Origin of the sequence: Spiribacter onubensis (assembly GCF_040838425.1) — a bacterium.
Lineage (GTDB): Bacteria > Pseudomonadota > Gammaproteobacteria > Nitrococcales > Nitrococcaceae > Spiribacter > Spiribacter onubensis.
Genome location: NZ_JBAKFI010000003.1, coordinates 234,338 through 257,961, shown reverse-complemented (window position 1 = coordinate 257,961; position 23,624 = coordinate 234,338). Strand labels below are relative to the sequence as shown.

Here is a 23,624-nt window from a genome sequence, read left to right as displayed (position 1 = left end):
GATGTCGGGTGGAATTTCCGATTCCCCGAGGAACGACCGAATGGTTTTAATTGCCTACTAGGACAACGGGTTTGAAAACCGCCATTGAAAGGAGGCAAGCCACCATGGCCGGACAGCAGAGCGAAATGATGAATCTCGCCCGCGAATTGATGGACATCCAGCGCGAATACATGCTGGGCAGCATGCAGGCACTGACGCCGACGGACGGCGAAACCGGCGGTTTCGAGAGTGTCTATCGCCGCGAGCTCGACACCACGCAGAAGGCTGTGGAGAAAACGCTGGCACTCGAGGAGCGGGCCGTTGATGAGCTGCAGCGCGGCGCCGGCGATGTGCCCGGCATGAACGGCATGGTCGACATCATGTCCGAGTTTTCCCGCGGCGCACTGCACATGCGCAGCCAGCTCTGGCAGGCGTGGTTCGAGCAGATGCGCTCGATGCGCGAGGCCGCTCCCTCAAGTGCCGCGGCCGCGGGCAGCAAGCGCACCGGCAGTCAGGGCTGACCGGCATGCGCCGGACAGTGCCGCCTGTCGAGCTTGTCCGTCGCGTCAGGCAGCGGTCGTTCGACCGCTGCCATCACCGGGATGGGTCAGCGGAACGGCCAGACGCCGCAGTCCGGCAAGATCGAGGAACCGGATGTTGCGACCGCTCGCCTCGATGAGTTCACGCCGCCGGAACTGCTGGAAAACGCGACTGGTGGTCTCCGGGGCGAGGCCTGCGGAGCTGCCCAGTTCCGCCCGCGTCATCGGCAGACGCAGGCGGTCCTGGAGTGCCCCGCCCCGGGACATCCGCTCGCGCAGATCAAGCAGCAGGAACGCCAGTCGAGCATCCGCCGTGTGACCGGCCATGGCGGCGTACTGGTCCTGTTCGGTCAGAATGACGCCACTCATCAGGCGCATCAGCTGCCGCCGCAGGCGCGGATGGTCGTTGGCCACATGAAACAGTCGCTGATACGGAAGACCGCAGACGGCCGTGCGTTCGAGGGCGACCGCCGTATTCACATAGCGGTCGGAGTGGATGCCGGTGAGGCCGAAAAACTCGCCGGGCAGGTGGAAGGCGACAACCTGCTCTTCGCCGGCCCCGTCGTAGCGGATCGCCTTGATCGCCCCGATCCGCACGCCGTAAATGGCGCGGAAAGGCTCACCGGCACGGAATATGCGCGTCCCGGCCGCCACCGCTCCGTGCTGAATCGCAATGGCACGCAGGCGCTCGATCGCGTCGTCACCGAGCACCTCGGGTGTCGCCGCATCAAGCGCTACGCATGGAGAAGCTTCAGACTGGTCTTGCATCGGTATCCACGCTTTTATGATCCAGATCAACAAGATTGGCAGTTCCCGGGCATGAGCTCGGTGACTTTGTCACTGTTGGAGTCCAAGGGCTCGAGAGACCCTGCACTCGGCGGGCAAAAACCCCGCCACGCCTCGGGGAGGAGGAATAATGAGTCATTCAGAATCAACCGATACATCGCGTCGGCGCTTCCTGGCCGGATCGGCCCTGGCCGCCGGTGCCGCAGCCGGTGGTCTGGGCACCGGATCGTTGCTGGCCAGCACGCCGGCAAAGGCCGTCTCGACCAACGCCCATATCGTCATCGCCGGCGCCGGCGCGGCCGGGATCTCGATCGCAACCCGCCTCTCGCGGCAGCTGGACGGGGCGCGGATCACACTGATCGACAGTCGCAGAACGCACATCTACCAGCCCGGACTGACGCTGGTGGCGACGGGCGTCTGGGACGCGGCCCAGGTGGAGGACCCCAACCGGCGGTTCATCCCCCCGGTGGACGAGTGGATACAGGACGATGTCGTCGCCTTCCACCCCGATAACAATCAGGTGGAAACCAGCGGCGGCGATCGGGTGGATTATGACTATCTGGTCGTGACCACCGGCCTTCAGCTCAACTTCGATCAGATCGAGGGCATGGAGCCGGAACTGATCGGCAGCAACGGCGTCGGCTGTGTCTATGCCGATCCGCAGAATGCCTCACGGACCTGGCAGGCCGCCCGTCAATTCATCGAGACCGGTGGCGTCGGCCTTTTCACGCGCCCACCCGGACCCATCAAGTGTGCCGGTGCACCGCTGAAGGTCACCATGCTCATTGAGGATGCACTGCAGGACAACGGCATGCGCAGCCGTGCCGAGCTGCACTATCTGCCACCGGCTGACGGGCTCTTCTCGCAGCCGGACATTCATGCATTTCTCGAGCGCTACTTTCCGGAGGAGCGGGACATCGCCATTGAGTGGCATCATCCGCTCTCGGGGATCGATCCGGAGAAGCGTCAGGCAACCTTCGCGACGCCGGACGGGGCGCGGGTACTGGACTACGACTTCATTCACGTCGTGCCGCCGATGTCCGCACCGGACATGATCCGCTACGGCGATCTCGGCTGGCAGGAAGGCAGCTTCGAGGGCTGGCTCGAGGTCGACCAGTACACCATGCAGCACCGCCGCTACCCGAATGTGTTCGGCGCCGGCGACGTTGTCGGCACGCCGATCGGCAAGACCGCCGCCAGCGTCAAGGCCCAGGCGCCTGTCGTCGCGGACAATCTGGTCGCCGCCATCCAGGGCAGGGAATTCCCGGCCGAGTGGAACGGCTACACCTCCTGCCCGCTCATCACCGAGCGTGGCCAGGCCATGCTGGTGGAATTCGACTTCAACCTCGAGATGACACCGTCGTTCGATTTCCTTGACCCGTTCGAGCCCCAGTGGGCGCCGTGGTTTCTCAAGGAACGCATGCTGCATGCCGCCTACAACGCCATGCTGCGTGGCCGGGTCTAAGGAGAGCGATCATGGAATTCTCGATTTTCGGCATTCTCGCCGTCGTCCTCGAACTCATCCGCCCCATCCTGCTGCCACTGGCGCTGGTCATTGTGGTCGATCTCGTCCTGCTGGCACTCGTCATCGGACGGCATCGGTCGCTCAACATCTCCGGCGGCATCATCACAGCGGTGGGCCTGGGGGTACTGCTGGGCATTGCGGCTGCGCTGTACTTCCCGATCTGGACGGGCGCAAGCCTGTCGCAGTTGCAGAGCGGTATTGACTACCTCGGCGTGATCGCCGCTGGCATCGGCATCGGCATCGCATCGGGAATGATTCTCTACCCACCGCTTCAGCTTTTGATGAGAAAAACCGCCTGAGGAGGTCATGAGCGACCAAACACGGCTGCAGAACCTGCCCATCGCCTTTTTCGCCATGGTGATGGGGCTGTCCGGGTTGACGCTGGTCTGGCAGAAGGCCGGCGAGGTCCTCGGCACACCAGTGGTGATAGGCCGGGGCCTTGTGTTTGTGGTGAGTGCGTTGTTCGCGCTGCTGCTGATCGCCTACCTCCTCAAGGCGGTGCGCCACCCGGCCGCGGTCAGGGCCGAGCTGGACCACCCGGTCAAGCTCAGCTTCTTTCCGACCATCAGCATCAGCCTGATCCTCATCGGCACCGCCCTGCGGCATCTCATGCCCATGCTCTCGCTCTGGCTGTGGGCACTGGGCACCGCACTGCAGCTGGTACTCACCATCTTCATCATCAATCGCTGGATGCATGAGGGCCATTTCCAGGTCGTGCACATGAACCCCGCGTGGTTCATACCGGCGGTCGGCAACATCCTGGTGCCCATCGCCGGTGTGGCACACGGGTATCCGTCGATCTCCTGGTTCTTTTTCAGCATCGGCGTCGTCTTCTGGGTGATCCTGCTCACCATTGTCTTCTACCGGGTCATCTTCCATGACCCCCTGCCGGGGCGGCTGCTGCCGACGCTTTTCATCCTGATCGCGCCCCCGGCCGCGGGATTCATCGCCTATATGGCACTGGTGGGCGAGCTCGATACCTTCGGCCGGATTATGGTCAACATCGCGCTGTTCCTGACCATCCTGCTGGTCACCCAGGCCCGGCGCTTCGCAGCCCTCGACTTCGCCCTGTCATTCTGGGCCTATTCATTCCCCCTGGCCGCCATGACGGTCGCCCTGATGATCTATCACGAACTCACGGGTACGCCCTGGACCCTCTGGCTGGGAGGCTTCATGGCCGCCGCCACCACCGCTCTGATCGGCTGGCTCGTCGTACTCACCGGACGCGCCGCAAGTCGCGGACAGATCTGCGTTGCCGAAGGCTGAACGGGGCCGGCACTGGAATTGCGTCAGATCAAGTTCTCTCGGAGATCGCCTTTTCCGTTTGCCCCATGACCGGTACCCTGCACTCAAAGATTAGAACAGTTGCAAACAGATTTTCCTTTCCACAATCCAAGGGGAAGACCATGACCGATAAAAATTTCAGCAACGACCGTCGTCGCCTCCTCCGGGGCGCTCTCATGGGTGTCGCCGCAGCACCGCTCGCCTATATGAGCGTGCGTGGCTCCAACGCCCTGGCGCAGGATATGCCCAAGCTCTCGGAAGATGACCCCACGGCCATCGCCCTGAACTATGTCAACAATGCAGCTGACAAGGACGACATGCGTGAGCCGGGTGCCATCTGCGGCAACTGCCGTCTCTATCTCGGTGATTCCGATGCGGAATGGGGCGGATGCACGGCCTTCCCGGGCAAGCTGGTCAACGTCAATGGCTGGTGCAGCGCCTGGGTCGCAATGAGCTGACTCAGCCCCTGCACACGAAGAGCCCCCGATTCCGCATGGCGGGTCGGGGGTTTTTTATTCACGGTGTATGCTGCAGCGAACTTCCCGGCACGTCGCGGCTCCAACGGATCTCGGCGGCCGGTTCCGTCGTGCGGGAACCACTTACTCGAACAGAGGCAATGCAGGCATGACCCGACTGATCCTCACCACCCTCGCCCTGCTGGTCGGCGGCGCCGCCACCGCGCAGGACGCTACCGAAGGCCTTCCAGCGCCCATCGCCGCCCTCGAGGACCGGGGAGCGACCATCGGCGAGTCGTTTGATGCACCCTCCGGGTTGACCGGCTATACCGTCAGTTTCCAGGGACAGACCCTGGCGGCCTATCTCACCCCCGACGGTGACCATGTGGTGGTCGGCACGCTGCTGGATGGGGACGGCACCAACCTGTCCCAGCCGGTGCTCTCCGCGGCGGCCAATGCCGCGCGACCCGAGAGCGAGTGGCAGGCGGTCTCCGAAGCGGGCTGGATCGCCGACGGCAGTGATGACGCCGACCGCGTCGTCTATGCCTTTACTGACCCCAACTGCCCGTTCTGCCATCGCTTCCACGAGCAGACCCGTGACTGGGTCGAGGCCGGTGACATACAGATCCGTCATGTCATGGTGGGCGTGCTCCGGCAGGACAGCCTCCCCAAGGCGGCCACCCTGCTGGCGGCGGATGACCCGTCGGCGGCACTCGATGAGCACGAGGCGAACTTTGACAATGGTGGTGTCACGCCGGCCGATCGACTCCCGGCCGAGGCCCAGCAGACCGTTCAGTCGAATAATGAGTTGATGAGCCAGCTCGGCATCCGCGGTACGCCGTCGGTGTTCTACCGCGATGCGGACGGCAACATTCGCCTGGCTCGGGGCCTGCCGAGGGGCGAGCGCCTCGATGAGGTCATGGGTGGCCCGCGGCCAGAGTAATCAGAACTGCAGCCGCTCGCGGCTGCGTTCGATATAGAGCGCCCGGATCCGGTCCGTCCCGGGTCCGGGAACACCATCCCCCACCGGTCCGCCATCAATCTCCACCACCGGGGTCACGAACGCGGTGGCGCTGGTGGCGAATGCCTCCCGTGCGGACCTGGCCTCGGCGACGCTGAACGGCCTTTCCACCACCTCGATACCCGCCTCGGCCGCATAGTCGAGCACCGCGGCACGCGTGATGCCATGCAGAATGTCGTGGGAAAGCGGCCGGGTGATGAGCTGACCATCGACGGTGATGATATGCGCGTTGCTGGAGCTGCCCTCGGTGATGTCGCCGTTCTCCACCATCCAGACATCGTCGACACCCATCTCTACGGCAGCCGATTTCATCATGGAGGGGTAGAGCAGCTGGGTGGTCTTGATGTCGCGGCGATGCCAGCGTAAGTCGGGCCGCGTGATGACCCTCAGTCCACGGGCGGCGGCCGGTGCATCCAGCAATGGGAGTGACTGGGTAAAGAGAATCACGGATGGCTCTGCGCCGGTGGGCTGGACGAAGTCCCGATCCGCTGCGCCACGACTGATCTGCAGATAGACCAGTCCCTCCTGCAGATCATTACGCTGCACGAGCTCGCGATGGACCCCGAGCAGATCCCATGCATCGGGATCGAAGGCGATACCGAGCTCACCAAGGCTCCGGCGCAGGCGCCGCTGGTGCGCATCGAAATCCACCAGTCCGCCGTCGATGACCGCGGTGACCTCATAGACCGCATCGGCAAACAGCAGACCACGATCGAAGATGGACAGACGGGCGGACTCTTCCGGCAGGAAGCTCCCATTGACATGGACGATTCGCGACACGGGCGACTCCTCACCGGCTTGCGGGTTCTGTGGCATGTTACCGCAGCTCTCGCCAGATGCGGACAGATGAGCGTTCCGCAATGATGGCCTGCAGAACCACATCGGTCCCGGCAGAACGGCCCGTGGCCGCGACGGTGATTCGATAGCCACATGCCGCCGGACCGCCGCAGTCCGCCGTCCCGGTCGGAACGAGCCGCTCAACCAGTACCGCCGGGGGTCGATGCAATGCCACGTCGGTGGTCAGTGCCGGGAGTGTCCGGCCATACTCGTCCATCATCGCCCGCCACGATGACGCGGCGGCCTCGGGCATGGGTTCAAGCGGCGGTCGCGCCCATTGCGCCGCCGATTCCGCCGCGCGTCGCAGGGCCATCTCGGCCACCGCCAGGGCGATGGTCCGATCCATTGCGGTGCCCGCGGTGCGCGTCTGGACGAGGCTGCGCTCCAGACCCATCCACGTCATCAGTGCGACGATGGGAATGATGGCCAGCACACCGACCAGCGCAACCCCCTGCTGACGTGCTTTCACGGCCGCTGGTTGCGCAGTGCGATGGTGAGCGTGACCGTCTCGTAGAGACGGCGGTCGATCGCCGTCTCCCCCGAATCCAGCCGCATGGGCGCGTCGAGAACACCGGGAGTGTGATGACTCGCGACAAGCAGATCCACCTGGACGGCGGCCACTTCCCCATGCGTGGCGTGCTCCGCGGCGGACACGTAACGGTCGACCGTTCCGTCTCCTGACTCGTCCAGCCCGAATCGCAGCTTCAGGCGCTCGACGCCGACCACGAGCTCCTCGCGTCGGCCACCCCGCGAATCCTGCCGGCGGTAGAGACTGCGCACGCCGGGTTGCCCCACGGCATCATCCACATAGAAGACGGTCCGCTCCGGCACCAACAGCTCGATCCCGCCCGCCAGCGGACGGTAACCGCCAGGCGGCCGGCGGTTGAGACCATCCAGACCGGACCCGCGATGGAGAATATCGACCGTATTGGCGGCCTGGTGGAACAGGACGCAATCGGCCGTGGCCCGAGCCGCCACCACCAGCGCCTGACCGCGCCGCAGCCCATGTTCGCGATCCAATCGCAGGCGCTCGCCATCGGCTGATGTCGACAGAATCGTGGCCCGGCCCAGAGAACGCATCGAACGGATGACCAGCCCATCACCAGCCGACGCGGCGGAGACACTGGCGATGCGATCCACCGGGGGCCAGGCCGGCTCCAGCCCGTCGGCGATCAGATTGCGACGCAGGGCCGGATGGCAGCCGGGATATCCCGACTCCCGCAAGGCCCGTCCGATCAGCGAGGTCGCGAACCGGGCGCTGTCAACGAGGCGCGCATGCGCCCGCTCCAGGCGCTCGGCCTGCCGGGCACCCACCAGCAACTCGGTGGCAACCATGATCACCACCAGCCCCAGCGCCGAGGCAATCAACAGCTCGAGCAGCGTGAAACCCCGTTGCCCGGCGCGGCGTCGTCCGCTCAAGGGCCGAACTCCAGTTCGAGTGTGGTCTCTCTATCGGGGGAGCGATCGGACCATGTCATGACGACCCGGCCTGCGGTCGCTCCCGCGGCGGGCCATTCGATCCGGGCGCGCCCGGCGGGCAGTCGCGTCCGCACCCGCTCGCGCCAGACTGCGATGGACGCCGCCGGGGGGTGATGGGGCTCCGCTGCCCGCCATTGCTCCACGAGTTCTGTCGCCAGTAGCCGCGCCTGCAGCGCGAGCCGGCCCTGACGAAGGCCATCCAGCGACTGCGCCTGGCTCATGGCCAGCCCGAGCAGTCCGATACCGAGCACGAGTGTGGCGACCAGCACCTCCACCAGGGAGCTGCCGGCCTGTGCATCGCGGAATCGAGGAAGGTGACGGTGGCGCATGGGCGCCACGCTAGCAGGAGGGACCACAGCGCCGGGCGACCGGTGATCAGCCGCCCGGCGCCGCCTGTCAGGTGATGCGGGTCAGCCGCATTTGCTCTCGCCGCAGTTCAGGCAGGTCAGACAACCGTCCATGATGACCATGGCCTTCGTATGGCACTTCCCGCAGAGCTCTGCTCCCGGCGGATAGTCGCCCGTGCTGTCATCACAATCGGCCTCGATGGGTTCCTGAGCGGCACGACCTTCCGCTTCGGCCTTTTTCTGCTCGATGAACCGGCGCTGATGCTCATCCAGCCCTTCGGTCTCCATCATGCCGATGGAGCGGAGGTGCTGTTCCAGCACATCGCCGATCTCGGCCACCAGGGAGGGCATGAACCTGCCGCCCTTCTTGAAATACCCACCACGCGGATCGAAGACGCTGCGCAGCTCCTCGACGAGGAACGTGCAGTCGCCGCCCTTGCGGAAAACCGCCGAGACGATCCGCGTCAGCGCCACGATCCACTGGAAGTGATCCATGTTCTTGGAGTTGATGAACACCTCGAACGGGCGCCGGATTTCATGCTCCGTCCCCTCGTTGAGGATCACGTCATTGACGGTCACATAGAGGGCGTGTTCCGAGAGCGGCGTCTTGATCTTGTATGTCTGCCCCTCAAGGCGCTCCGGACGCTGGAGCTCCTCGTGCATATGCTCGATGGCGGCGCTCTCCGGTCCGGCCTCGGGGGCACCCTCGACGGACTCCCCCGCTTTCGCCTCCGCCTCGGCCCGGGCGACCTCGTAGTCAATGATCTTGCTGTCGATTTTCACGGCCATGGCGACTGTCCTCAGAACTTCCCGTAGTACCCTTCCTTGAGGGCGTCATAGAGATTGGCGGCGGTATGCACTTCCCCGTCGTACTCGACCTCGTCACCGCCTTTCACCTCCACGGTGCGGCCGTCCTCGAGCTTGAACCGGTAAGTGGTGTTTTCCAGATCGGACTCCTTGACCAGTACGCCCTGGAACGCCTCCGGGTTGAAGCGGAAAGTCGTGCAACCCTTCAGGCCGTTCTGGTACGCGTAGCGATAGATGTCCTTGAAATCATCGTAGGGGTATTCAGTCGGCACATTGGCCGTCTTGGAAATGCTGGAGTCCACCCACTTCTGTGCCGCCGACTGGATGTCGACGTGCTGCCTGGGCGTGACGTCATCGGCGGCGATGAAGTAATCCGGCAGATTGCGGGTTTCCGGGTCGGTGCTGGGCAGCGCGCCATCATCGATGAGCGTCCGATAGGCCAGCAGCTCGAAGCTGAAGACGTCCACCTTTTCCTTCGACTTCTTCCCCTCGCGGATCACGTTGCGGAAATAGTGATGCGCGAAGCTCGGCTCGATGCCGTTGGAGGCATTGTTGGCCAACGACAGGCTGATGGTCCCGGTGGGTGCGATGGAGGTGTGGTGAGTGAACCTTGCCCCCTTGTCCACCAGCTGGTCCACCAGTTCCGGTTCGACCTCGGCAACGCGCTGCATGTAGCGGCTGTAGCGACCCCAGAGCACCCGGCCCTTGACCTTGTCGCCGACCTTGTAGCCATCCTCGCGAAGCTCCGGCCGCCAGGCCAGCATGCGCTCGGTCAGCGGGAAATCCTCCTCCATGATCGGAGCCGGTCCCTTCTCCTCGGCGAGGCGAAGGGCCTCGCGCCAGCCCTCGAGGGCCATCTCCCGGGCCACCTGTTCGGTGAAGGCCAGCGACTCCTCGTCGCCGTACTTCATGCAGAGCATGGTCACGGTGGATCCGAGGCCGAGGAATCCCATGCCGTGGCGACGCTTGCGCTGGATTTCCTCGCGCTGGCGATCCAACGGCAGGCCATTGATCTCGACCACGTTGTCGAGCATGCGGGTGAACAGGGCAACAACCCGGCGGTATTCTTCCCAGTCGAAGTGCGCCCGATCGGTGAACGGCTCGCGCACGAACTTGGTCAGATTGACCGATCCCAAAAGGCAGGCGCCGTAGGGCGGCAGCGGCTGCTCGCCGCAGGGGTTGGTGGCGCGGATCTCCTCGCAGAACCAGTTATTGTTCATCTCGTTGACCCGGTCAATGAGCACGAACCCCGGCTCCGCATAGTCGTATGTCGAGGTCATGATCATGTCCCAGATCCGCTGGGCCTTGACCCACCGGTAGATCCGGCAGGCGACCAGGCCATCGTCGCGGGTCAGATAGCCGCTGTTGCGGTTCGGCCACTCGCGCCAGAGGACCTGCTCCGGATCGTTGACATCGACGCCCTCGCTCTCGGCCTCGTCGGCCTTCATCGGAAAGGCCAGCGGCCAGTCCTCTCCGTTCTCCACGGCCTGCATGAAGCCATCGGTGATCAGCAGCGAGAGGTTGAACTGACGCAGTCGGCCGTCCTCGCGCTTGGCACGGATGAAGTCCATGACATCCGGATGGCCGACGTCGAAGGTGGCCATCTGCGCGCCACGCCGACCACCGGCCGACGAGACGGTGAAGCACATCTTGTCGTAGATATCCATGAACGACAGCGGCCCGGAGGTGTAAGCGCCGGCACCGGAGACATAGGCGCCCTTGGGACGCAGGGTGGAGAACTCGTAGCCGATGCCGCAGCCGGCCTTGAGCGTCAGGCCCGCCTCGTGGACCTTGTCCAGGATGTCGTCCATGGAATCGCCGATGGTGGACGAGACCGTGCAGTTGATCGTCGAGGTGGCGGGTTTGTGCTCCCAGGCACCCGCGTTCGAGGTGATGCGGCCGGCGGGTATCGCCCCGCGGCGCAGGGCCCAGAGGAACTGCTCGTACCAGTATTCCTGCCGTGACTCGGGCTCCACCTCGGCCAGAGCACGGGCCACCCGCTTGTAGGTGTCGTCGACGGTTTCGTCGATCACCTCCCCTTCCTTGGACTTGAGCCGGTACTTCTTGTCCCAGATGTCCTCCGAGGCGGGCTGGATCGGGATCTCGGTCACGGTCTTGGGTAGCGCACGCAGTTTCGTTGCGGTCGTCATCGGGTTCTCCTTGCGCTGATCGGTTCATGGCCGAAGCCGCAACAGCAGTGGGTTGCTGGCGGTTATCCACAACATGTGTCGGCCTTGTACCCCCAGGCCACTACATATTGTGTACTGACCCCTAGCGTACTCCAAGCAGAACCCAAGTCAACCGCCGGGAAAACTCAGCACTCGATATCGTGTTCGGTGACCGGAATGAAGCGTGCGCCATCGCACTCGGGCTGGAGCACGAGGATCTCGGCCTTGCGGAAAACACCCGGCCCCAGCCCCTGGCTCTGATGAGCGAGGGCCTCCACGGTGGGCGTCTCCAGGGCCGATTCAGGGAGATCGAGAAGAAAGCCGACGATCCGGTCATCGTCCAGGGCCACGGCCCAGCGCGCCTCCATGGACGCCCTGCGCAATTCGCGATCGAGATCCGGATCGTCGGGCGCCGCGTCCTGTCCTCGGGCGATCACCTCGAGCAGGCGGACACCGAGAGCCTCACCGGCCTCACCCTGCCGGTCTCCCGGTACCTGCGCCCCACCGGCCGCCACGAAGGCGCGGGCGAATACCACTGGATCGGCCTCGCCCACCTTTCGGACCGCCTGCCGCCCGGCGGCCACGGCATCCCGTATCCGGGCCACCTGACGCGCGCGGAAAGCAGCCACTATTCGTAGTCTTCGTAGTCGCTGAAATGACTGTTGGCGCTGTATTCGCGCTGGACACGGAGCTTGGCGGCGATGAACTCGCCGTGCTCGACATGAAGCAGTTCGGCAATCTTGCGCACCAGCTGCTCCTCGTACCGGTCCATCTCCGAGTCGGCCAGACATACCCGCCAGAGCAGCTCCACCACCTGGCACTTGCGGGCGTAATCGAACTGCTCGTTGATCAGATGGGTGAACTCGAAGTGGTCGGTCGCCTCATGGGCCTCCTGATCCGCCAGCTCAATGACCTCGGCGGTTTCCTCCGGCGAGAGATCAAAGACCTCGGTGATGCCGTCGTGGATAGCCTGAAACTCCATGCTGTGGCGCTGGTTGTCGGCCTGCGCCATCTCGATGAGCAGAGCCGCCGTCGCCAGCTGCAGACGGTGCGCAGGAGGATCGTCCCCGCCATCGCCACCCGGTTTCATGCGCTCTTCGTAGAATCTTCTGATGGCCTCGATCATCTGCCAAGCCCGTTCCCGTTGCCTGGATAATGTCCTAACTATCAGGGCTCGATGGCCGTGTCGACCACCGCCACCCGCGGTCCCTCACCGATGACGAGTCGCTGCCCGACTCGCAGTCGGTCGGGGTCGTCGAGTTCGTTGAGTCGCACGAGCGCTCGCGTCTCCACGCCGTGCTGCATGGCGATGGCACCCAGCGTATCACCCGGGCGCACCTCATAATGCCGACCGCCCACGGGCTCCGGCATGCTACCGGCCATCGGCAGCTGCAGGCGCTGACCGGCGCGCAGGCGCCTCGGGTCGCGGATGCTGTTATGCGCCATCAGCGCCTGAAGGTCCACGTCGTAACGCATGGCGATCTGCGAGAGGGTATCGCCGGATACCACCCGATGGGCCACATCCGGGCGTTGATCGCGATAGAGGCGGGTACCGGGCAGGGCCGCGACCTGCTCGGACCAGTCGACGCCGGCATCCTCCGGCAGGGCCAGCGCATAACCGCCGGGAATGAACTTGCGCCCGTCCCAGACGGCCGGACCCAGCGCCGGGTTCAGGCGCTGAATGACCGCCTCATCGACACTGACCCCCTCCAGAAGCGTCTCCATTGGCGTGTAGTGCGGCAGCACCACCCGGACCGGCTCCAATGGTGGGTCCTGCTCCAGGGCACCGAAATAATGGTGGGCGTTTTCATCGACCTCGGCCGCCGCGAGCAGTGCCGGATAGAAATTACGTGATGCGAACCCGAAGTAACGGCCCGTGTACTCCCGCTGAATGGTCAGGTAATCACGCGTACCCACCTCTCGCACCGCCCGTTTCATGCCGTTGAGGCCATGATTGTAGGCGGTGATGGCGAGCGGCCAGCTGTTGATCTCGGAATGGTTGTGCGCCAGCAGGGCGGCCGCTGCCCGGGTGCTGGCCCAGGGGTCTAGCCGTTCGTCCAGCACCGGGTCGATACGCAGGAACCGCCGCCCGGTGCCGGCGGTGAACTGCCAGAGGCCGGCTGCCCCGGCATGGGAGCGGGCGCGCGGATTGAAGGATGACTCGACGTGGGGCAGCGCGACCAGAGCCGGCGGAACCCCGTATTCCGCCAGCACCCTGCGGATATGGCCGCGCCAGCGCCCGGAGCGCACCAACCCTTCTTTGAATCGCTCCCGTAAGCCGCCCTGAAACCGCAGACGTTCCGCGATCCGCCGGGCGGCCGGGGCGTCGGTCGCAGACGGCAGCCTCGCCAGAAGACGGGCCTGGAAATCATCCGCCGGCCGCATGGCCTGATCAGCCAGCGCGTTGAGCCCCGCGCGGTAACGTTTCAGCGCCGCCCGCACGGTTTCGCGTCGCGCCTGCCAGTCGGGTGGCGGTTCGATGTCGATGCGACCCACCACGGTCATCGCATGCCCCGAGTCGTGGATCACGCCCTCCGACACCGACAGCTCGGTGTAAATGCGCTGCCAGAACTGGATGGCCGGCTCCAGCCCCACCGGCCTCGGCAGCCGCTCAGCGAGCGCGGACCCGGAAAAAATGATGGCAGCCAGGGCAGCGAGCATGAATTGTCGCTGGAGGGTTATCATGCAGCCTCCTCGGCACGGGATGTGCCATGACTGGATACTAGCCCCGGGAGGCATCCGGAGACAATGCACCCACTGCACTGGACCGTCGTTGCCATCCTGGCGGTCATCTCAACGGCAAGCGCCCTGCACGCCCTGCTACACAAGCGTGAGTCCACGGCGGCATTCGGCTGGATCGCCTTCTGCCTGCTGTTCCCGCTGGTGGGGTCCATCTTCTACTACCTGTTCGGTATCAACCGCGTGCGGACCCGAGCCCGGCGGCTACGCGGACGAACAACGTCGGCCCCGGCGGAACCGGAGCCTGATGAAGACATACCGGACCGGATCCCCTCCGCTTTCCGCACCCAGGCCCAGATCTCCAGTGCCGTGACGCAACTGCCCCTGACCCGCGGCAACAGGGTCGAGCGCCTGTTCGGCGGCGAGGCCGCCTATCCGGAAATGCTCGCCGCCATTGAACAGGCCAGCCAGAGGGTCTATCTCTCGACCTATATCTTCGAGTCCAATGACAGCGGCCATCAGTTCGCCAGAGCGCTGGCGGCCGCCCATGACCGTGGCGTGGATGTGCGTGTCCTGCTGGATGGCGCCGGCGAGTGGTACAGCTGGCCGCGCATACGCCACCAATTGCGGCGCGCGGGGGTGAGTGTCGCCCGTTTCCTGCCACCCCGGCTGATCCCGCCCAACCCGGTCATCAACCTGCGCAACCATCGCAAGCTGCTGATCGCCGACGGCGTCACCGCCTTCGCCGGCGGCATGAATATCGGCGACCGCCATCTCATCAACCGTCCGGGACCCCGCGAGGGCATCAAGGACATCCACTATCACATCCAGGGGCCGCTGACCCGACAGCTCGAGGACATCTTCCTCGACGACTGGGAATTCGCCACCGGCCGGCGCGACGAGCCCACCGACCGCCCCCACCCGGCCGGTGAGGGAAGCGCGCTTGGCCGCACGCTGATTGACGGCCCCAATGAGGATCTACAGCGACTCACCATGGTACTGGTGGGCGCCGTGGCCGCCGCCCGCGAGCATGTCGCGATCATGACGCCCTACTTTCTCCCGCCCCGGGAACTGATCGCCGCCCTGCAGGCCGCGGCGGTACGGGGTACGCAGGTGGATATCGTGCTGCCGGGCACCAATAACGTCCCGTTCATGCACTGGGCGACCCGCAACATGCTCTGGGAGCTGGTGAAATGGGGGGTGCGGGTCTACTACCAGCCCGGCCCCTTCGACCATACGAAACTGCTGGTCGTGGATCATCACTACACCCAGATCGGCTCGGCCAATCTCGACGCGCGCAGCCTGCGCCTGAATTTCGAGGTCATGGTGGAGGTCTACGACACGCGCTTCGGGGCCCGCATGGCGAAGCATGTAGAGTCCGCCCGCCAGGACGCCCGTCGCGTCACGCTGGAAGAACTCGATGCCCGTCCGCTTCCCGCAAGGGTGCGCGATGCGGCGGCGTGGCTGTTCACACCGTACCTGTGAACGGTAGCAGGGCCAGCCAGCCGGCGACGAGACTCAACACGGCGCCGATGGTCAGCGCCGTGCGCAGCCGCCGAAACCACCGTGGTAATCCCGGCGCGGAACCGCGGTACTCCCAGAGACGCCAGCCGACAAATGCCGCCGCAAGCAGCGGCAGGCCAATGAGCTTGGGCAGGAGCAGGGCGACCCAGCCGGCCAGGGCAGGCGTCACCGACGCATAGAACCACTCCGGGGCCGGATTACGCCGGCCCATGGCGACGCCCCAGTGGATCGCGCCGACGAAAGACAGGATGACCGCACCGTAGGCGAGCAGCCAGCCGGCCAGCCAGTCGATCCCGAGCCAGGGGCCGGCCGCTCCTGCAAGGAACGGCAGCAGACCCAGATAGCCCATCCAGGCGGCCGCGGTCTGGTGGCGGTCGGCCAGCGCGATTCGTGCCTCGGCGTCACGCAGGCCGCCCACGAAACGGCCGTTGATGAATACCTGCGGCAGTGTTGCCGAACCGGTCAGTGACTTGAGCCGGGCGAACTGATCGCGACTCTCGGCCGAGCCCATGCCCATCTCGATGGCACGCCACTCGCGACCGGAGCCCTCCAGCAACTCATCCAGCCCGGCCAGATCGGTCACCGGCGAGTGAAACACGACCACTTCCGCGCTTTTCGCCAGCTCCTGGATATCGTGCCCGGATGACATCGCATTCCTCATGACGGTGAATTCAGCGCTCATGATAGAGTCAACGGGCATTCATGCCCAATGACCCGAAAGACCCGCAAGCGGAGGCTGCAATGTCGCGCGCGTCCACCTTCAAATACGGCCTGATCGCCGCCGTCGCCCTCATACTGGCGGGCTGCGCGGGGGTCGCACCCAGGGATTATGCGGGCGAGACGCCCGAATTCCGGATTGAGGATTACTTTGACGGCAAGGTCCATGCCTGGGGCATGTTCCAGGCCCGTAATGGCGAAGTCCGCCGCCGTTTCACCGTGGATATCGACGGCACGGTAGAGGGCGACCGGATCACCCTGGATGAGCACTTCACCTACGCCGACGGCGAGACCGACCGGCGAGTCTGGGAGATCGAGCGCATCGACGACCACACCTACGAGGGGCGTGCCGGTGACGTTGTCGGCGTTGCCACCGGGAAACGCTATGGCAATGCCCTCAACTGGCGCTACACGCTGGCCCTGGATGTCGGCGACCGGACGTGGAACCTCCAGTTCGATGACTGGATGTACCTCACCGATGAGAACACCCTCATCAACAAGGCGGAGGTCACCAAATTCGGATTCCGCGTCGGCACCGTGACGCTTTTCTTCCGGCGTGCGGATGCCGAGGGGCCCTCTTCATGACCGTCCAGCCAAGCATCCGCCGGCGGGTCATCGCCGGCGCGCTCCTGCTGCTTTTACCGGCGCTGGCGCTGAGTGCCGATGTCGAGCAGAACGGCGCCCGGTTCAGCAAGCAGATCCAGCTTGATGACGAGACGCTCGACCTCAGTGGCACGGGCGTCGCCAAGTACCGAATCGTGATCACCGTTTATGCGGCCGGCCTCTACCTGCCCGCCGACACGAAGACCGACCAGGTGCTGTCGGGGGATACGCCGCGCATCCTCGCTATCGAGTACTTCCACGACATCAGTGCCAGCGACATCATCAAGGCGGCGAGAACGAAGCTCAAGGAACAGCTGAGCAGCAGCGAACTCGACAGGCTGGAGCCGAAGATCAAGCAGTTCCACTCGATGTATCAGGCAGTCAGCGATGGTGACCGATACCGGATGGATTACGTGCCGGGCATGGGCACCCAGCTGCTGTTCAATGGCAAGCCCGTCGGCACGGTAGAGGGCGCCGATTTCGCCGCGGCCTATTTCGGGATCTGGCTGGATGCTGATGACCCGCTGTCAAAGAACCTGCGCCGGGACCTTCTCGCCGGTGCCGACTGAGGCACCGGCCGCTAGCGAATCCGATGCCGCGCCAGACCCTCTTCCACGGGCTGCAGGAAGTGCTCGGCACGGCCCGGGGACGGGTTGGTCACCAGACTGACGACAACGAACAGCCCCAGCGCGAGGCCACCACCCCAGACCGATGCGGGAATGCCCAGCGGGTTGGTCCCGGTCAGCTGCAGCCAGGTGACGACGATGCCCGCGATCACCATGCTGGCCAGCGCGCCGGCGGCGGTCCCGCGCCGCCAGAAGAAGCATCCGACGATCGCGGGCACCGTCACCAGCAGCCCTGAGGACGACGCCACCGAAAGGATGGTGATGAGATCCAGCTGCAGACGGGCAAAGAGAATCGCCAGTCCAGTCACCAGCAGCATCACCAGCTGCCCGGCGAGCATCTCCCGGCCACCCCGGGGTGATAACGGCCGGTAGAGGTCACGGGCGGCCAGCGCCGATAGACTGAGCAGTATGGAGTCCACCGTGGAGACGGCCGCGGCGACGATACCGACCACCAGCACGATGGCAACCGCCGCCGGGATCGCACCACTGGCAAGGAGCCGGGGCGTGGCCAGATCGGCGCGTTCGAGCGCCGGGAGCAACTGGAGTGCGGAAAATCCCCAGAGCACCGAGACCAGCGTGTAGATGAAGCCCAGCACGAGGAACCCGAGCAGCATGACCCGCAGCGCGCCGAGCGACTCGGTGGTGAACAGTCGCTGACTGACCTGAGGGTTGCTGATGGAGAAAAAGAACCACGGCAGCGTCAGGCCGATGAACGTGGTCAGGCTGAACAGCCCCGGGCCGGGCACGCTGAGCCATTCCCCGCGGCTCTCCATGGTGGACTGGAGGAACGTCGCCGGCCCGCCCAGAGCCGCCACGACGAAGCCCACCGCCAGCAGGCTGGTGACCAGCATGACAATCACCTGCAGGGCATCGGTCCAGAGCACCGAGCGCAGACCCGCCGCCAGCGTCCAGATCAGTGCCAGCGCCGCGCCGATGAAAATGCCGGCCTCAAAGCCGACTGCCCCGTCCGTCACGCCGGAGAGGAGATAGCCGATGCCCATCAGCTGAACCGCGCTGTAGGGAATGAGGAATACACAGGCGGCCAGCGCCATGACACCGCCCACCAGGCGGCTGTCGTACCGAAAGCTGAGCATCTCGGCCGGCGTGATGAACCCGAAGCGCTGCCCGGCCAGCCAGAACCGCGGGCCGAAGATCGCGACGAGGCCGAGGCCGGCGAGATAGATCAGCTCAAAACCGAGCGCACCCACACCACCGGCATAGGTCAACCCGGCCAGACCGACCATCATGAAGGCGCTGTAGGTGGTCGCGCCGTAGCTCAGCGCGGAGATGACACCGCCGGCACGGCGACCGGCCAGATAGTATTCACTTGCGCCCTCGCCCAGACCACGACGGGCGGCGAGGGCAACCAGGATCCCCAGCAGCGCATACAGGGCCAGCGCCGTGATGATCCCGGCCGTCATGAACGCCACCCCGCGACCAGCCGGAAAATGAGCCCGATCGAGACCACACCGAACAGCGTCCAGAACAGGAACGCACCCTGCCAGGCCGCATAGTCACGCATCAGTCCATACGGCACGATGTAGGCCAGGAGGATGGCGATGGCGAGCAGGCCGAGCGTCCGGTTGGCCCGCCGACGATAGTCACTCATGAAAGGCGCCCTCCTGTCTGGCCCTCTACCCCATCATCGATACCGGGCGCGAGGATCGAGCCCGGTGAGAAGTTGGGCGGCCACGATGCAAGTGATACCAAATGGTAAATAACCAGCATAACCCAGCAACGGCATCTCGAACACGTGCAGCACCTGGGCATGGGGTATGTGGTAGGTCCAGCGCGCCAGGCTGAAGATATTCCATAGCTCCCAGCAAAGACCACAGAAAAGCGCCGCGAGCACGGCGAGCCAGGCATCACGCCAGTCGCCCCGGCATACCGGAGAGAACAGATGGCGTTCCCCGGACATTGCCTGGACGGCGACGATGATCAATGGTGGACCGACCCACACGAGCGCATAGAGGGCATCGGGCCAGACGGCCACCGCGACCAGACCGACGACGCCGGCCAGGAGCAGCCAGGCCGCCATGACGCGAGGCCTCGATGGCCGGATCGGCAGGAAATCGTCAAGGCCACGGGACAAGGCAGGCCAGGTCGCGAAGAGATCCCGGGTCACGACGACCGCCGGCAGCACAGTACTGAAGGGCAGCGCCGAGCGCAGAAACCAGTTCAGTGCCTGATGATCGGCGACGCCGGTTCCGGCGTAAATCCAGTTGCCGGTGAACTGATTGATGTACTCGAACAGGTACCAGAACAGCGCGCTCGCCGGAAAGAGGGCCAGGAACCGTCGGGGCTGCTCCAGCATCAGAACGCGCCCGCCCCGCCGCTGGATCCAGGCGCTGACACCGATCGTGTAGGCAACCCACAAAGGCGTGAAGCTGAGCCGGCGCGCCTCCTCGAGTCCAGGTATCGGCACCCAGGCAACCAGCCAGGCAAGTGCGAGCATGCCCACGGCGGCCCAGCCCCATGCAGGAAAAGGGCGGGCCTCCGACGCGGCCTGGACCGCGCGCGATGCCGCGGGCGCGTGGCCTGTTGTGATACGGAGCACGAAGGGTGCCAGCACGCCGACGATCAACAGGGCATAGAGCGCGAAGGCCCAGGGCGTGAAGCTGCCGGGGGCCGGCTCCAGCGGCCGCGGTGGAAAACGCAGGAACGCACCCGCATCAATCCCGGCAAGGCCGGACCCGACCAGCGGCGCCACGACGATAAGCAACACGATCGCCGCGGTCTGCAGTCCATGCCGGCGGACGACGCCGGGCGAGTGCTCATTCCGGATGCTGGTCACTCAATCCGACCTCCCGCCACTCGAATCCCAGTTCCTCCACCGCTGCCCGGAGAATGGACATGGCCGGCCCGACCTCCCCCGGCGCACCCCGCAGGCCGAGCTCCAGCGAGAAACCCTCGTCACGCACGGTCGGCAGACAGGACAGGCGGAGTCCGGGGTAATCGCGCTCGAAACGCTCCAGCAGCGGGATGACGTCGCTTTCGCGTGCGCCATCCACGGCGATGGCCTGCTCAGCCAGGCGATCCGGGTTCTGCCAGCTGGCGTAATGCCGGTCGAGCACCCAGGCCATCATGGGCCAGGCCATACTCGGGAAACCCGGCATGAAGTAATGATGGGCGATGCTGAAGCCCGGCACCTGGTTGACCGGATTGGGGATCAGCCCGGCGCCCTCGGGGAAAGCCACCAGATTGAGCCGGTGCGGTGGCTCCACGGGCTGACCGAATCGGGCCTCCAGCATCGCCACGCCCTCCGGATGGAAGGCAAGCGGGCGGCCCAGCGCCTCGGCGGCGCACTGTCTCGTGCGGTCATCGGGTGTCGCCCCGATCCCGCCGCAGCTGAAGACGACATCGTCACCGGCCAGGGTCTCCCGTAGTGTCTGGGTGATCAGCGGTGCTTCGTCACTGACGAATCGCACCCAGCGGAGCTCCAGGCCGCGTTCCGCGAGCAGGCCGAGCAGGTGCGGGAAATGCTTGTCCTGGCGCTTGCCGGACAGCAGCTCGTCACCGATGACGATCAGACCGAATCCGCGAACCGGCGATCCACTCATGCGGACGCCCGGATGAGGCCGAGCAGCATGCCCTCCAACTCGGCGAGACTGGTGACCTGATGGTGGGGAACCCGGGGAACCTCGGCCGGCCAGCTCGCCCCGTCACGGTTCAACCAGACCGCCTGCATACCGAAGTTTGAGGCCCCGTAGACATCACTATGGACGTCATCTCCCACATGGACGATCTGGCTTGCCGGCACACCGGCACGGTTGGCCGCCGTCTCAAAGACGAGATGCGAGGGCTTGGCCGCCCCCAGCTCCACCGCCGAGAGTGCGAAATCGAAGTATCCCTCCATACCCAGCCGGGCGACTTCCGCGTTGCCATTCGTCAGCGCACCCACCCGGACTTGTCCCTGCAGGGCACGGAGGAGCGGCAGGCTGTCATCGTAGAGCGTCACCGCATGGCGTGCTTCGAGGAACACCTCGAACGCCTCTTCGACGAGCTGGTCGAGTTCGCCCCCGTGGTAACCGGCCAGTTCTCCCGCCCGGCGCAGTCCTGCCCGCCGAAGCGCGGTGACATCATGCGCGATGGCGGGTGTCTCCTCGGCGACGGTGTTCCTCAAAGCACGCAGTCCATCGCGGTCGAAACGTGCCGCCACCTCCGGATAACGCTGCTCGAGCAGTCCCTGGCACACCGCTTCGGCATGATGCAGGACGCCGGTCAGGTCCCATAATGTGAAGTCGAGATCAAAGGTAACCGCCTTCACCGGCGGCCGCAGGGGCTGGGTACTCAAGCCGTCACCCCCTCGCTGACGGACCGCCAGACACATCGCCCGTTGCTGGCCTCATCGAGCCGGTCCAGCCAGGCGGCATGGGCGGCGTACTCCGATTCACTGGGGGCGATCACGCGCAGCCGCGGCCGGTCATCACTGACCGGCCGGATGGCCTCGGCACCGCGCGCCGGGCCGCTCGCCTCCTCGGCACCCAGATGCAGGGTGACCTGACCGCCGGTCATGGCCAGGTAGACCTCGGCCAGGATCTCCGCATCGAGCAGCGCGCCGTGCAGCGTGCGCCCACTGTTGTCGATGCCGTAACGGCGACACAGGGCGTCGAGGCTGTTGCGCTGACCGGGATGACGCCGGCGCGCGAGCGTCAGGCTGTCGGTGACCCGGCAGTGATCCTCCAGCCGTCCCCAGGCAGATCCGAGTCGCCCGAGCTCGCTGTCGAGGAAACCGACGTCGAAAGGCGCGTTGTGGATGATGAGTTCCGCCCCGGCGATGAAATCGATGAAACCCTGCGCGACGTCGGCAAAACGCGGCTTGTCCGCCAGGAACTGGTCGGTGATGCCGTGTACCTCCATGGCCTCCGGATCAACCGGTCGACCGGGGTTGAGGTACTCATGGAACGTCCGCCCCGTGGCCCGCCGCTGCTCGATTTCGTAGCAGCCGATCTCGATGACGCGATGGCCCGACTCGGGCTCGAGTCCGGTCGTCTCGGTATCCAGAATGATCTGGCGCATCAATTCGTTACCCGCTCGAGTTCGTCAATGCCCCGGTTCGCGAGATCATCGACCTGTTCGTTCTCATCGTGGCCGGCATGGCCACGCACCCAGTGCCAGCGTATCTCATGACGCTGGGCAAGCGCATCGAGCCGCTCCCAGAGGTCGCGATTCTTGACCGGTTTGCGCGCGGCCGTCTTCCAGCCCCGCCGCTTCCAGTCGGCCATCCACTCGGTAATCCCCTTGCGCAGATACTGCGAATCGGTGGTGAGTTCGACGCGACAGGGCCTGTTGAGCGCCTCCAGGGCCTGGATCGCCGCCATCAACTCCATGCGGTTGTTGGTGGTGTTGTGTTCGCCACCGTGGAGGGTCTTCTCCGCGTCGCCACAGCGCATGAGCACGCCCCAGCCACCGGGGCCAGGATTGCCGCGGCAGGCGCCATCCGTGTAAATCTCAACCGGCGTCATGCCAGGTCTCCCTTCTTGTCCGACGGGCCCCGGCACCGGCCTCGGCCAGCCCGCCGGGAATGATCTCAAGGCGCCGACGCCAGGCCAGGGGCGGACTGACCGCCCCGTTGACCCGCTTCTGGCCCATGACCAGATTGACGCCACCGCACCAGCGCAACCCGGGACCCAGACTCTGGCTATCGGCAACCCGCGACGGGTGACGCTGCAGCCACCAGCGCTGCAGCGGCGGCGGAAGCACCGCCAGGCTCTCGCGGGGGCGGGGCGTCAGACCGAGCAGCAGCATCCAGTCGGCGATCCGCCGCGCGCCAAGATAGCGACCGGACCATGGCGGCGTCTGTCGATTCACCGGCAGAATGCGACGCAGACCCCACAGGCTGAGTGGGTTGAAACCCAGCACCAGCAGATGCCCCTCCGGGGCCAGTACACGCGCGGCCTCGCGGATCACCTGGTGAGGGCGTTCGGCGAACTCAAGCTGATGGATGAGGATGACCACGTCGACTCCCCCCGAGGCCAGCGGAATCACCTCGCTGCTGGCATGCAGGTCGATCGGGCCATTCGGCCAGTCATCCATCACCCACTGGCGCGCCTCACCGTAGACAGTGGGGCAGCGGCCGCCGCCGTAGGCCCCGATCTGCAGGACCCGCCTGGCATAGAGCCCCGCCAGACGGCGCGACAGCAGCCGTGCCTCACGCTCGGCCAGGTCCTGTCCGGCCGTGGTGGCAAACCAGTCACGCAGCCCCTGCATATGGCGCTCTCCTCATCCATGCCTGTCTCATCAGCATT

Annotated in this window: 28 protein-coding genes; 9 read left to right on the top strand and 19 right to left on the bottom strand. The window is 65.3% G+C overall.

Features of this window, described 5'->3' with window-relative positions:
- The first annotated feature begins 104 nt into the window (after nucleotides 1–104).
- Nucleotides 105–500 (top strand): hypothetical protein, encoded by a 396-nt coding sequence (locus tag V6X63_RS07390; protein WP_367966133.1) that lies wholly within the window; start codon nucleotides 105–107, stop codon nucleotides 498–500.
- Nucleotides 501–545: 45 nt separating this feature from the next.
- On the opposite strand, the gene V6X63_RS07385 is transcribed toward V6X63_RS07390, so the two are convergent.
- On the bottom strand, nucleotides 546–1,286 hold the full coding sequence (locus V6X63_RS07385; RefSeq protein ID WP_367966132.1) for a helix-turn-helix domain-containing protein: 741 nt from the start codon (nucleotides 1,284–1,286) through the stop codon (nucleotides 546–548).
- Between the two features lie 148 nt (nucleotides 1,287–1,434).
- On the opposite strand from V6X63_RS07385, the gene V6X63_RS07380 reads away from it, so the two are divergent.
- The 5 genes from V6X63_RS07380 (at nucleotide 1,435) to dsbG (ending at nucleotide 5,511) form a co-directional block, all read left to right on the top strand.
- Entirely contained in the window at nucleotides 1,435–2,769 is a 1,335-nt protein-coding gene (locus V6X63_RS07380) for an NAD(P)/FAD-dependent oxidoreductase (protein WP_367978525.1), read from the top strand.
- A gap of 11 nt (nucleotides 2,770–2,780) precedes the next feature.
- Complete coding sequence (locus V6X63_RS07375) at nucleotides 2,781–3,128, top strand: hypothetical protein (RefSeq protein WP_367966130.1); 348 nt, start codon at nucleotides 2,781–2,783, stop codon at nucleotides 3,126–3,128.
- A 7-nt stretch (nucleotides 3,129–3,135) separates the two neighbouring features.
- The gene (locus V6X63_RS07370; protein WP_367966129.1) at nucleotides 3,136–4,095 is read left to right on the top strand and encodes an SLAC1 anion channel family protein; all 960 of its coding nucleotides are present in this window, start codon (nucleotides 3,136–3,138) and stop codon (nucleotides 4,093–4,095) included.
- A gap of 140 nt (nucleotides 4,096–4,235) precedes the next feature.
- Nucleotides 4,236–4,571: a high-potential iron-sulfur protein gene (locus tag V6X63_RS07365; RefSeq protein ID WP_367966128.1), complete on the top strand. Its 336-nt coding sequence runs from the start codon at nucleotides 4,236–4,238 to the stop codon at nucleotides 4,569–4,571.
- 166 nt (nucleotides 4,572–4,737) lie between these two features.
- Nucleotides 4,738–5,511: a thiol:disulfide interchange protein DsbG gene (gene dsbG, locus V6X63_RS07360; RefSeq protein WP_367966127.1), complete on the top strand. Its 774-nt coding sequence runs from the start codon at nucleotides 4,738–4,740 to the stop codon at nucleotides 5,509–5,511.
- On the opposite strand, the gene V6X63_RS07355 is transcribed toward dsbG, so the two are convergent.
- The 9 genes from V6X63_RS07355 to V6X63_RS07315 form a co-directional block, all read right to left on the bottom strand.
- Nucleotides 5,512–6,369 (bottom strand): D-amino-acid transaminase, encoded by an 858-nt coding sequence (locus V6X63_RS07355; RefSeq protein WP_367966126.1) that lies wholly within the window; start codon nucleotides 6,367–6,369, stop codon nucleotides 5,512–5,514.
- Nucleotides 6,370–6,406: 37 nt separating this feature from the next.
- On the bottom strand, nucleotides 6,407–6,895 hold the full coding sequence (locus V6X63_RS07350) for a pilus assembly PilX family protein (protein WP_367966125.1): 489 nt from the start codon (nucleotides 6,893–6,895) through the stop codon (nucleotides 6,407–6,409).
- Entirely contained in the window at nucleotides 6,892–7,845 is a 954-nt protein-coding gene (locus V6X63_RS07345; RefSeq protein WP_367978524.1) for a PilW family protein, read from the bottom strand. The genes V6X63_RS07350 and V6X63_RS07345 overlap by 4 nt, the downstream gene beginning before the upstream one ends.
- Entirely contained in the window at nucleotides 7,842–8,234 is a 393-nt protein-coding gene (locus V6X63_RS07340; protein ID WP_367966123.1) for a type IV pilus modification PilV family protein, read from the bottom strand. Before V6X63_RS07340 ends, V6X63_RS07345 begins: the two co-directional genes overlap by 4 nt.
- A gap of 81 nt (nucleotides 8,235–8,315) precedes the next feature.
- Nucleotides 8,316–9,041: a TSCPD domain-containing protein gene (locus tag V6X63_RS07335; RefSeq protein WP_367966122.1), complete on the bottom strand. Its 726-nt coding sequence runs from the start codon at nucleotides 9,039–9,041 to the stop codon at nucleotides 8,316–8,318.
- An 11-nt stretch (nucleotides 9,042–9,052) separates the two neighbouring features.
- Nucleotides 9,053–11,209 (bottom strand): adenosylcobalamin-dependent ribonucleoside-diphosphate reductase, encoded by a 2,157-nt coding sequence (locus tag V6X63_RS07330; protein WP_367966121.1) that lies wholly within the window; start codon nucleotides 11,207–11,209, stop codon nucleotides 9,053–9,055.
- A gap of 164 nt (nucleotides 11,210–11,373) precedes the next feature.
- Nucleotides 11,374–11,856, bottom strand: coding sequence for a hypothetical protein (locus tag V6X63_RS07325; RefSeq protein ID WP_367966120.1), 483 nt, complete (start codon nucleotides 11,854–11,856; stop codon nucleotides 11,374–11,376).
- Entirely contained in the window at nucleotides 11,856–12,317 is a 462-nt protein-coding gene (locus V6X63_RS07320; protein WP_367978523.1) for a tellurite resistance TerB family protein, read from the bottom strand. Before V6X63_RS07320 ends, V6X63_RS07325 begins: the two co-directional genes overlap by 1 nt.
- Nucleotides 12,318–12,394: 77 nt before the next feature.
- Nucleotides 12,395–13,912 carry a lytic transglycosylase domain-containing protein gene (locus V6X63_RS07315; protein ID WP_367966118.1) on the bottom strand — a complete coding sequence of 506 codons (1,518 nt, stop codon included), beginning with the start codon at nucleotides 13,910–13,912 and terminating at the stop codon, nucleotides 12,395–12,397.
- Nucleotides 13,913–13,975: 63 nt separating this feature from the next.
- On the opposite strand from V6X63_RS07315, the gene V6X63_RS07310 reads away from it, so the two are divergent.
- Nucleotides 13,976–15,391: a phospholipase D-like domain-containing protein gene (locus tag V6X63_RS07310; RefSeq protein WP_367966117.1), complete on the top strand. Its 1,416-nt coding sequence runs from the start codon at nucleotides 13,976–13,978 to the stop codon at nucleotides 15,389–15,391.
- Here V6X63_RS07310 and V6X63_RS07305 read toward each other — a convergent pair.
- A complete protein-coding gene (locus V6X63_RS07305; protein WP_367966116.1) occupies nucleotides 15,375–16,079 on the bottom strand; it encodes a DUF3429 family protein in 705 nt (234 codons plus the stop codon). The two genes, V6X63_RS07310 and V6X63_RS07305, sit on opposite strands and share 17 nt — an antisense overlap.
- A gap of 92 nt (nucleotides 16,080–16,171) precedes the next feature.
- Here V6X63_RS07305 and V6X63_RS07300 point away from each other — a divergent pair, with 92 nt between their 5' ends.
- On the top strand, nucleotides 16,172–16,732 hold the full coding sequence (locus V6X63_RS07300; RefSeq protein WP_367966115.1) for a DUF3833 domain-containing protein: 561 nt from the start codon (nucleotides 16,172–16,174) through the stop codon (nucleotides 16,730–16,732).
- Nucleotides 16,729–17,319: a chalcone isomerase family protein gene (locus V6X63_RS07295; RefSeq protein WP_367978522.1), complete on the top strand. Its 591-nt coding sequence runs from the start codon at nucleotides 16,729–16,731 to the stop codon at nucleotides 17,317–17,319. The genes V6X63_RS07300 and V6X63_RS07295 overlap by 4 nt, the downstream gene beginning before the upstream one ends.
- An 11-nt stretch (nucleotides 17,320–17,330) precedes the next feature.
- Here V6X63_RS07295 and V6X63_RS07290 read toward each other — a convergent pair whose 3' ends face one another.
- Genes V6X63_RS07290 through V6X63_RS07255 form a run of 8 tightly spaced genes read right to left on the bottom strand, consistent with a single transcriptional unit; the run spans nucleotide 17,331 to nucleotide 23,586 of the window.
- Complete coding sequence (locus tag V6X63_RS07290; protein ID WP_367966113.1) at nucleotides 17,331–18,797, bottom strand: sodium:solute symporter family protein; 1,467 nt, start codon at nucleotides 18,795–18,797, stop codon at nucleotides 17,331–17,333.
- Nucleotides 18,794–18,985: a hypothetical protein gene (locus tag V6X63_RS07285; RefSeq protein WP_367966112.1), complete on the bottom strand. Its 192-nt coding sequence runs from the start codon at nucleotides 18,983–18,985 to the stop codon at nucleotides 18,794–18,796. The genes V6X63_RS07290 and V6X63_RS07285 overlap by 4 nt, the downstream gene beginning before the upstream one ends.
- 33 nt (nucleotides 18,986–19,018) lie before the next feature.
- Entirely contained in the window at nucleotides 19,019–20,170 is a 1,152-nt protein-coding gene (locus tag V6X63_RS07280; protein WP_367966111.1) for a hypothetical protein, read from the bottom strand.
- Nucleotides 20,151–20,936: a competence/damage-inducible protein A gene (locus tag V6X63_RS07275; protein WP_367978521.1), complete on the bottom strand. Its 786-nt coding sequence runs from the start codon at nucleotides 20,934–20,936 to the stop codon at nucleotides 20,151–20,153. The genes V6X63_RS07280 and V6X63_RS07275 overlap by 20 nt, the downstream gene beginning before the upstream one ends.
- Nucleotides 20,933–21,670 (bottom strand): HAD family hydrolase, encoded by a 738-nt coding sequence (locus V6X63_RS07270; RefSeq protein ID WP_367966109.1) that lies wholly within the window; start codon nucleotides 21,668–21,670, stop codon nucleotides 20,933–20,935. Before V6X63_RS07270 ends, V6X63_RS07275 begins: the two co-directional genes overlap by 4 nt.
- Nucleotides 21,667–22,395: a DNA polymerase III subunit epsilon gene (gene dnaQ / locus V6X63_RS07265; protein WP_367966108.1), complete on the bottom strand. Its 729-nt coding sequence runs from the start codon at nucleotides 22,393–22,395 to the stop codon at nucleotides 21,667–21,669. Before dnaQ ends, V6X63_RS07270 begins: the two co-directional genes overlap by 4 nt.
- Nucleotides 22,395–22,841, bottom strand: coding sequence for a ribonuclease HI (gene rnhA / locus V6X63_RS07260; protein ID WP_367966107.1), 447 nt, complete (start codon nucleotides 22,839–22,841; stop codon nucleotides 22,395–22,397). The genes dnaQ and rnhA overlap by 1 nt, the downstream gene beginning before the upstream one ends.
- Nucleotides 22,828–23,586: a class I SAM-dependent methyltransferase gene (locus V6X63_RS07255; RefSeq protein WP_367966106.1), complete on the bottom strand. Its 759-nt coding sequence runs from the start codon at nucleotides 23,584–23,586 to the stop codon at nucleotides 22,828–22,830. The genes rnhA and V6X63_RS07255 overlap by 14 nt, the downstream gene beginning before the upstream one ends.
- Nucleotides 23,587–23,624: the final 38 nt, after the last annotated feature.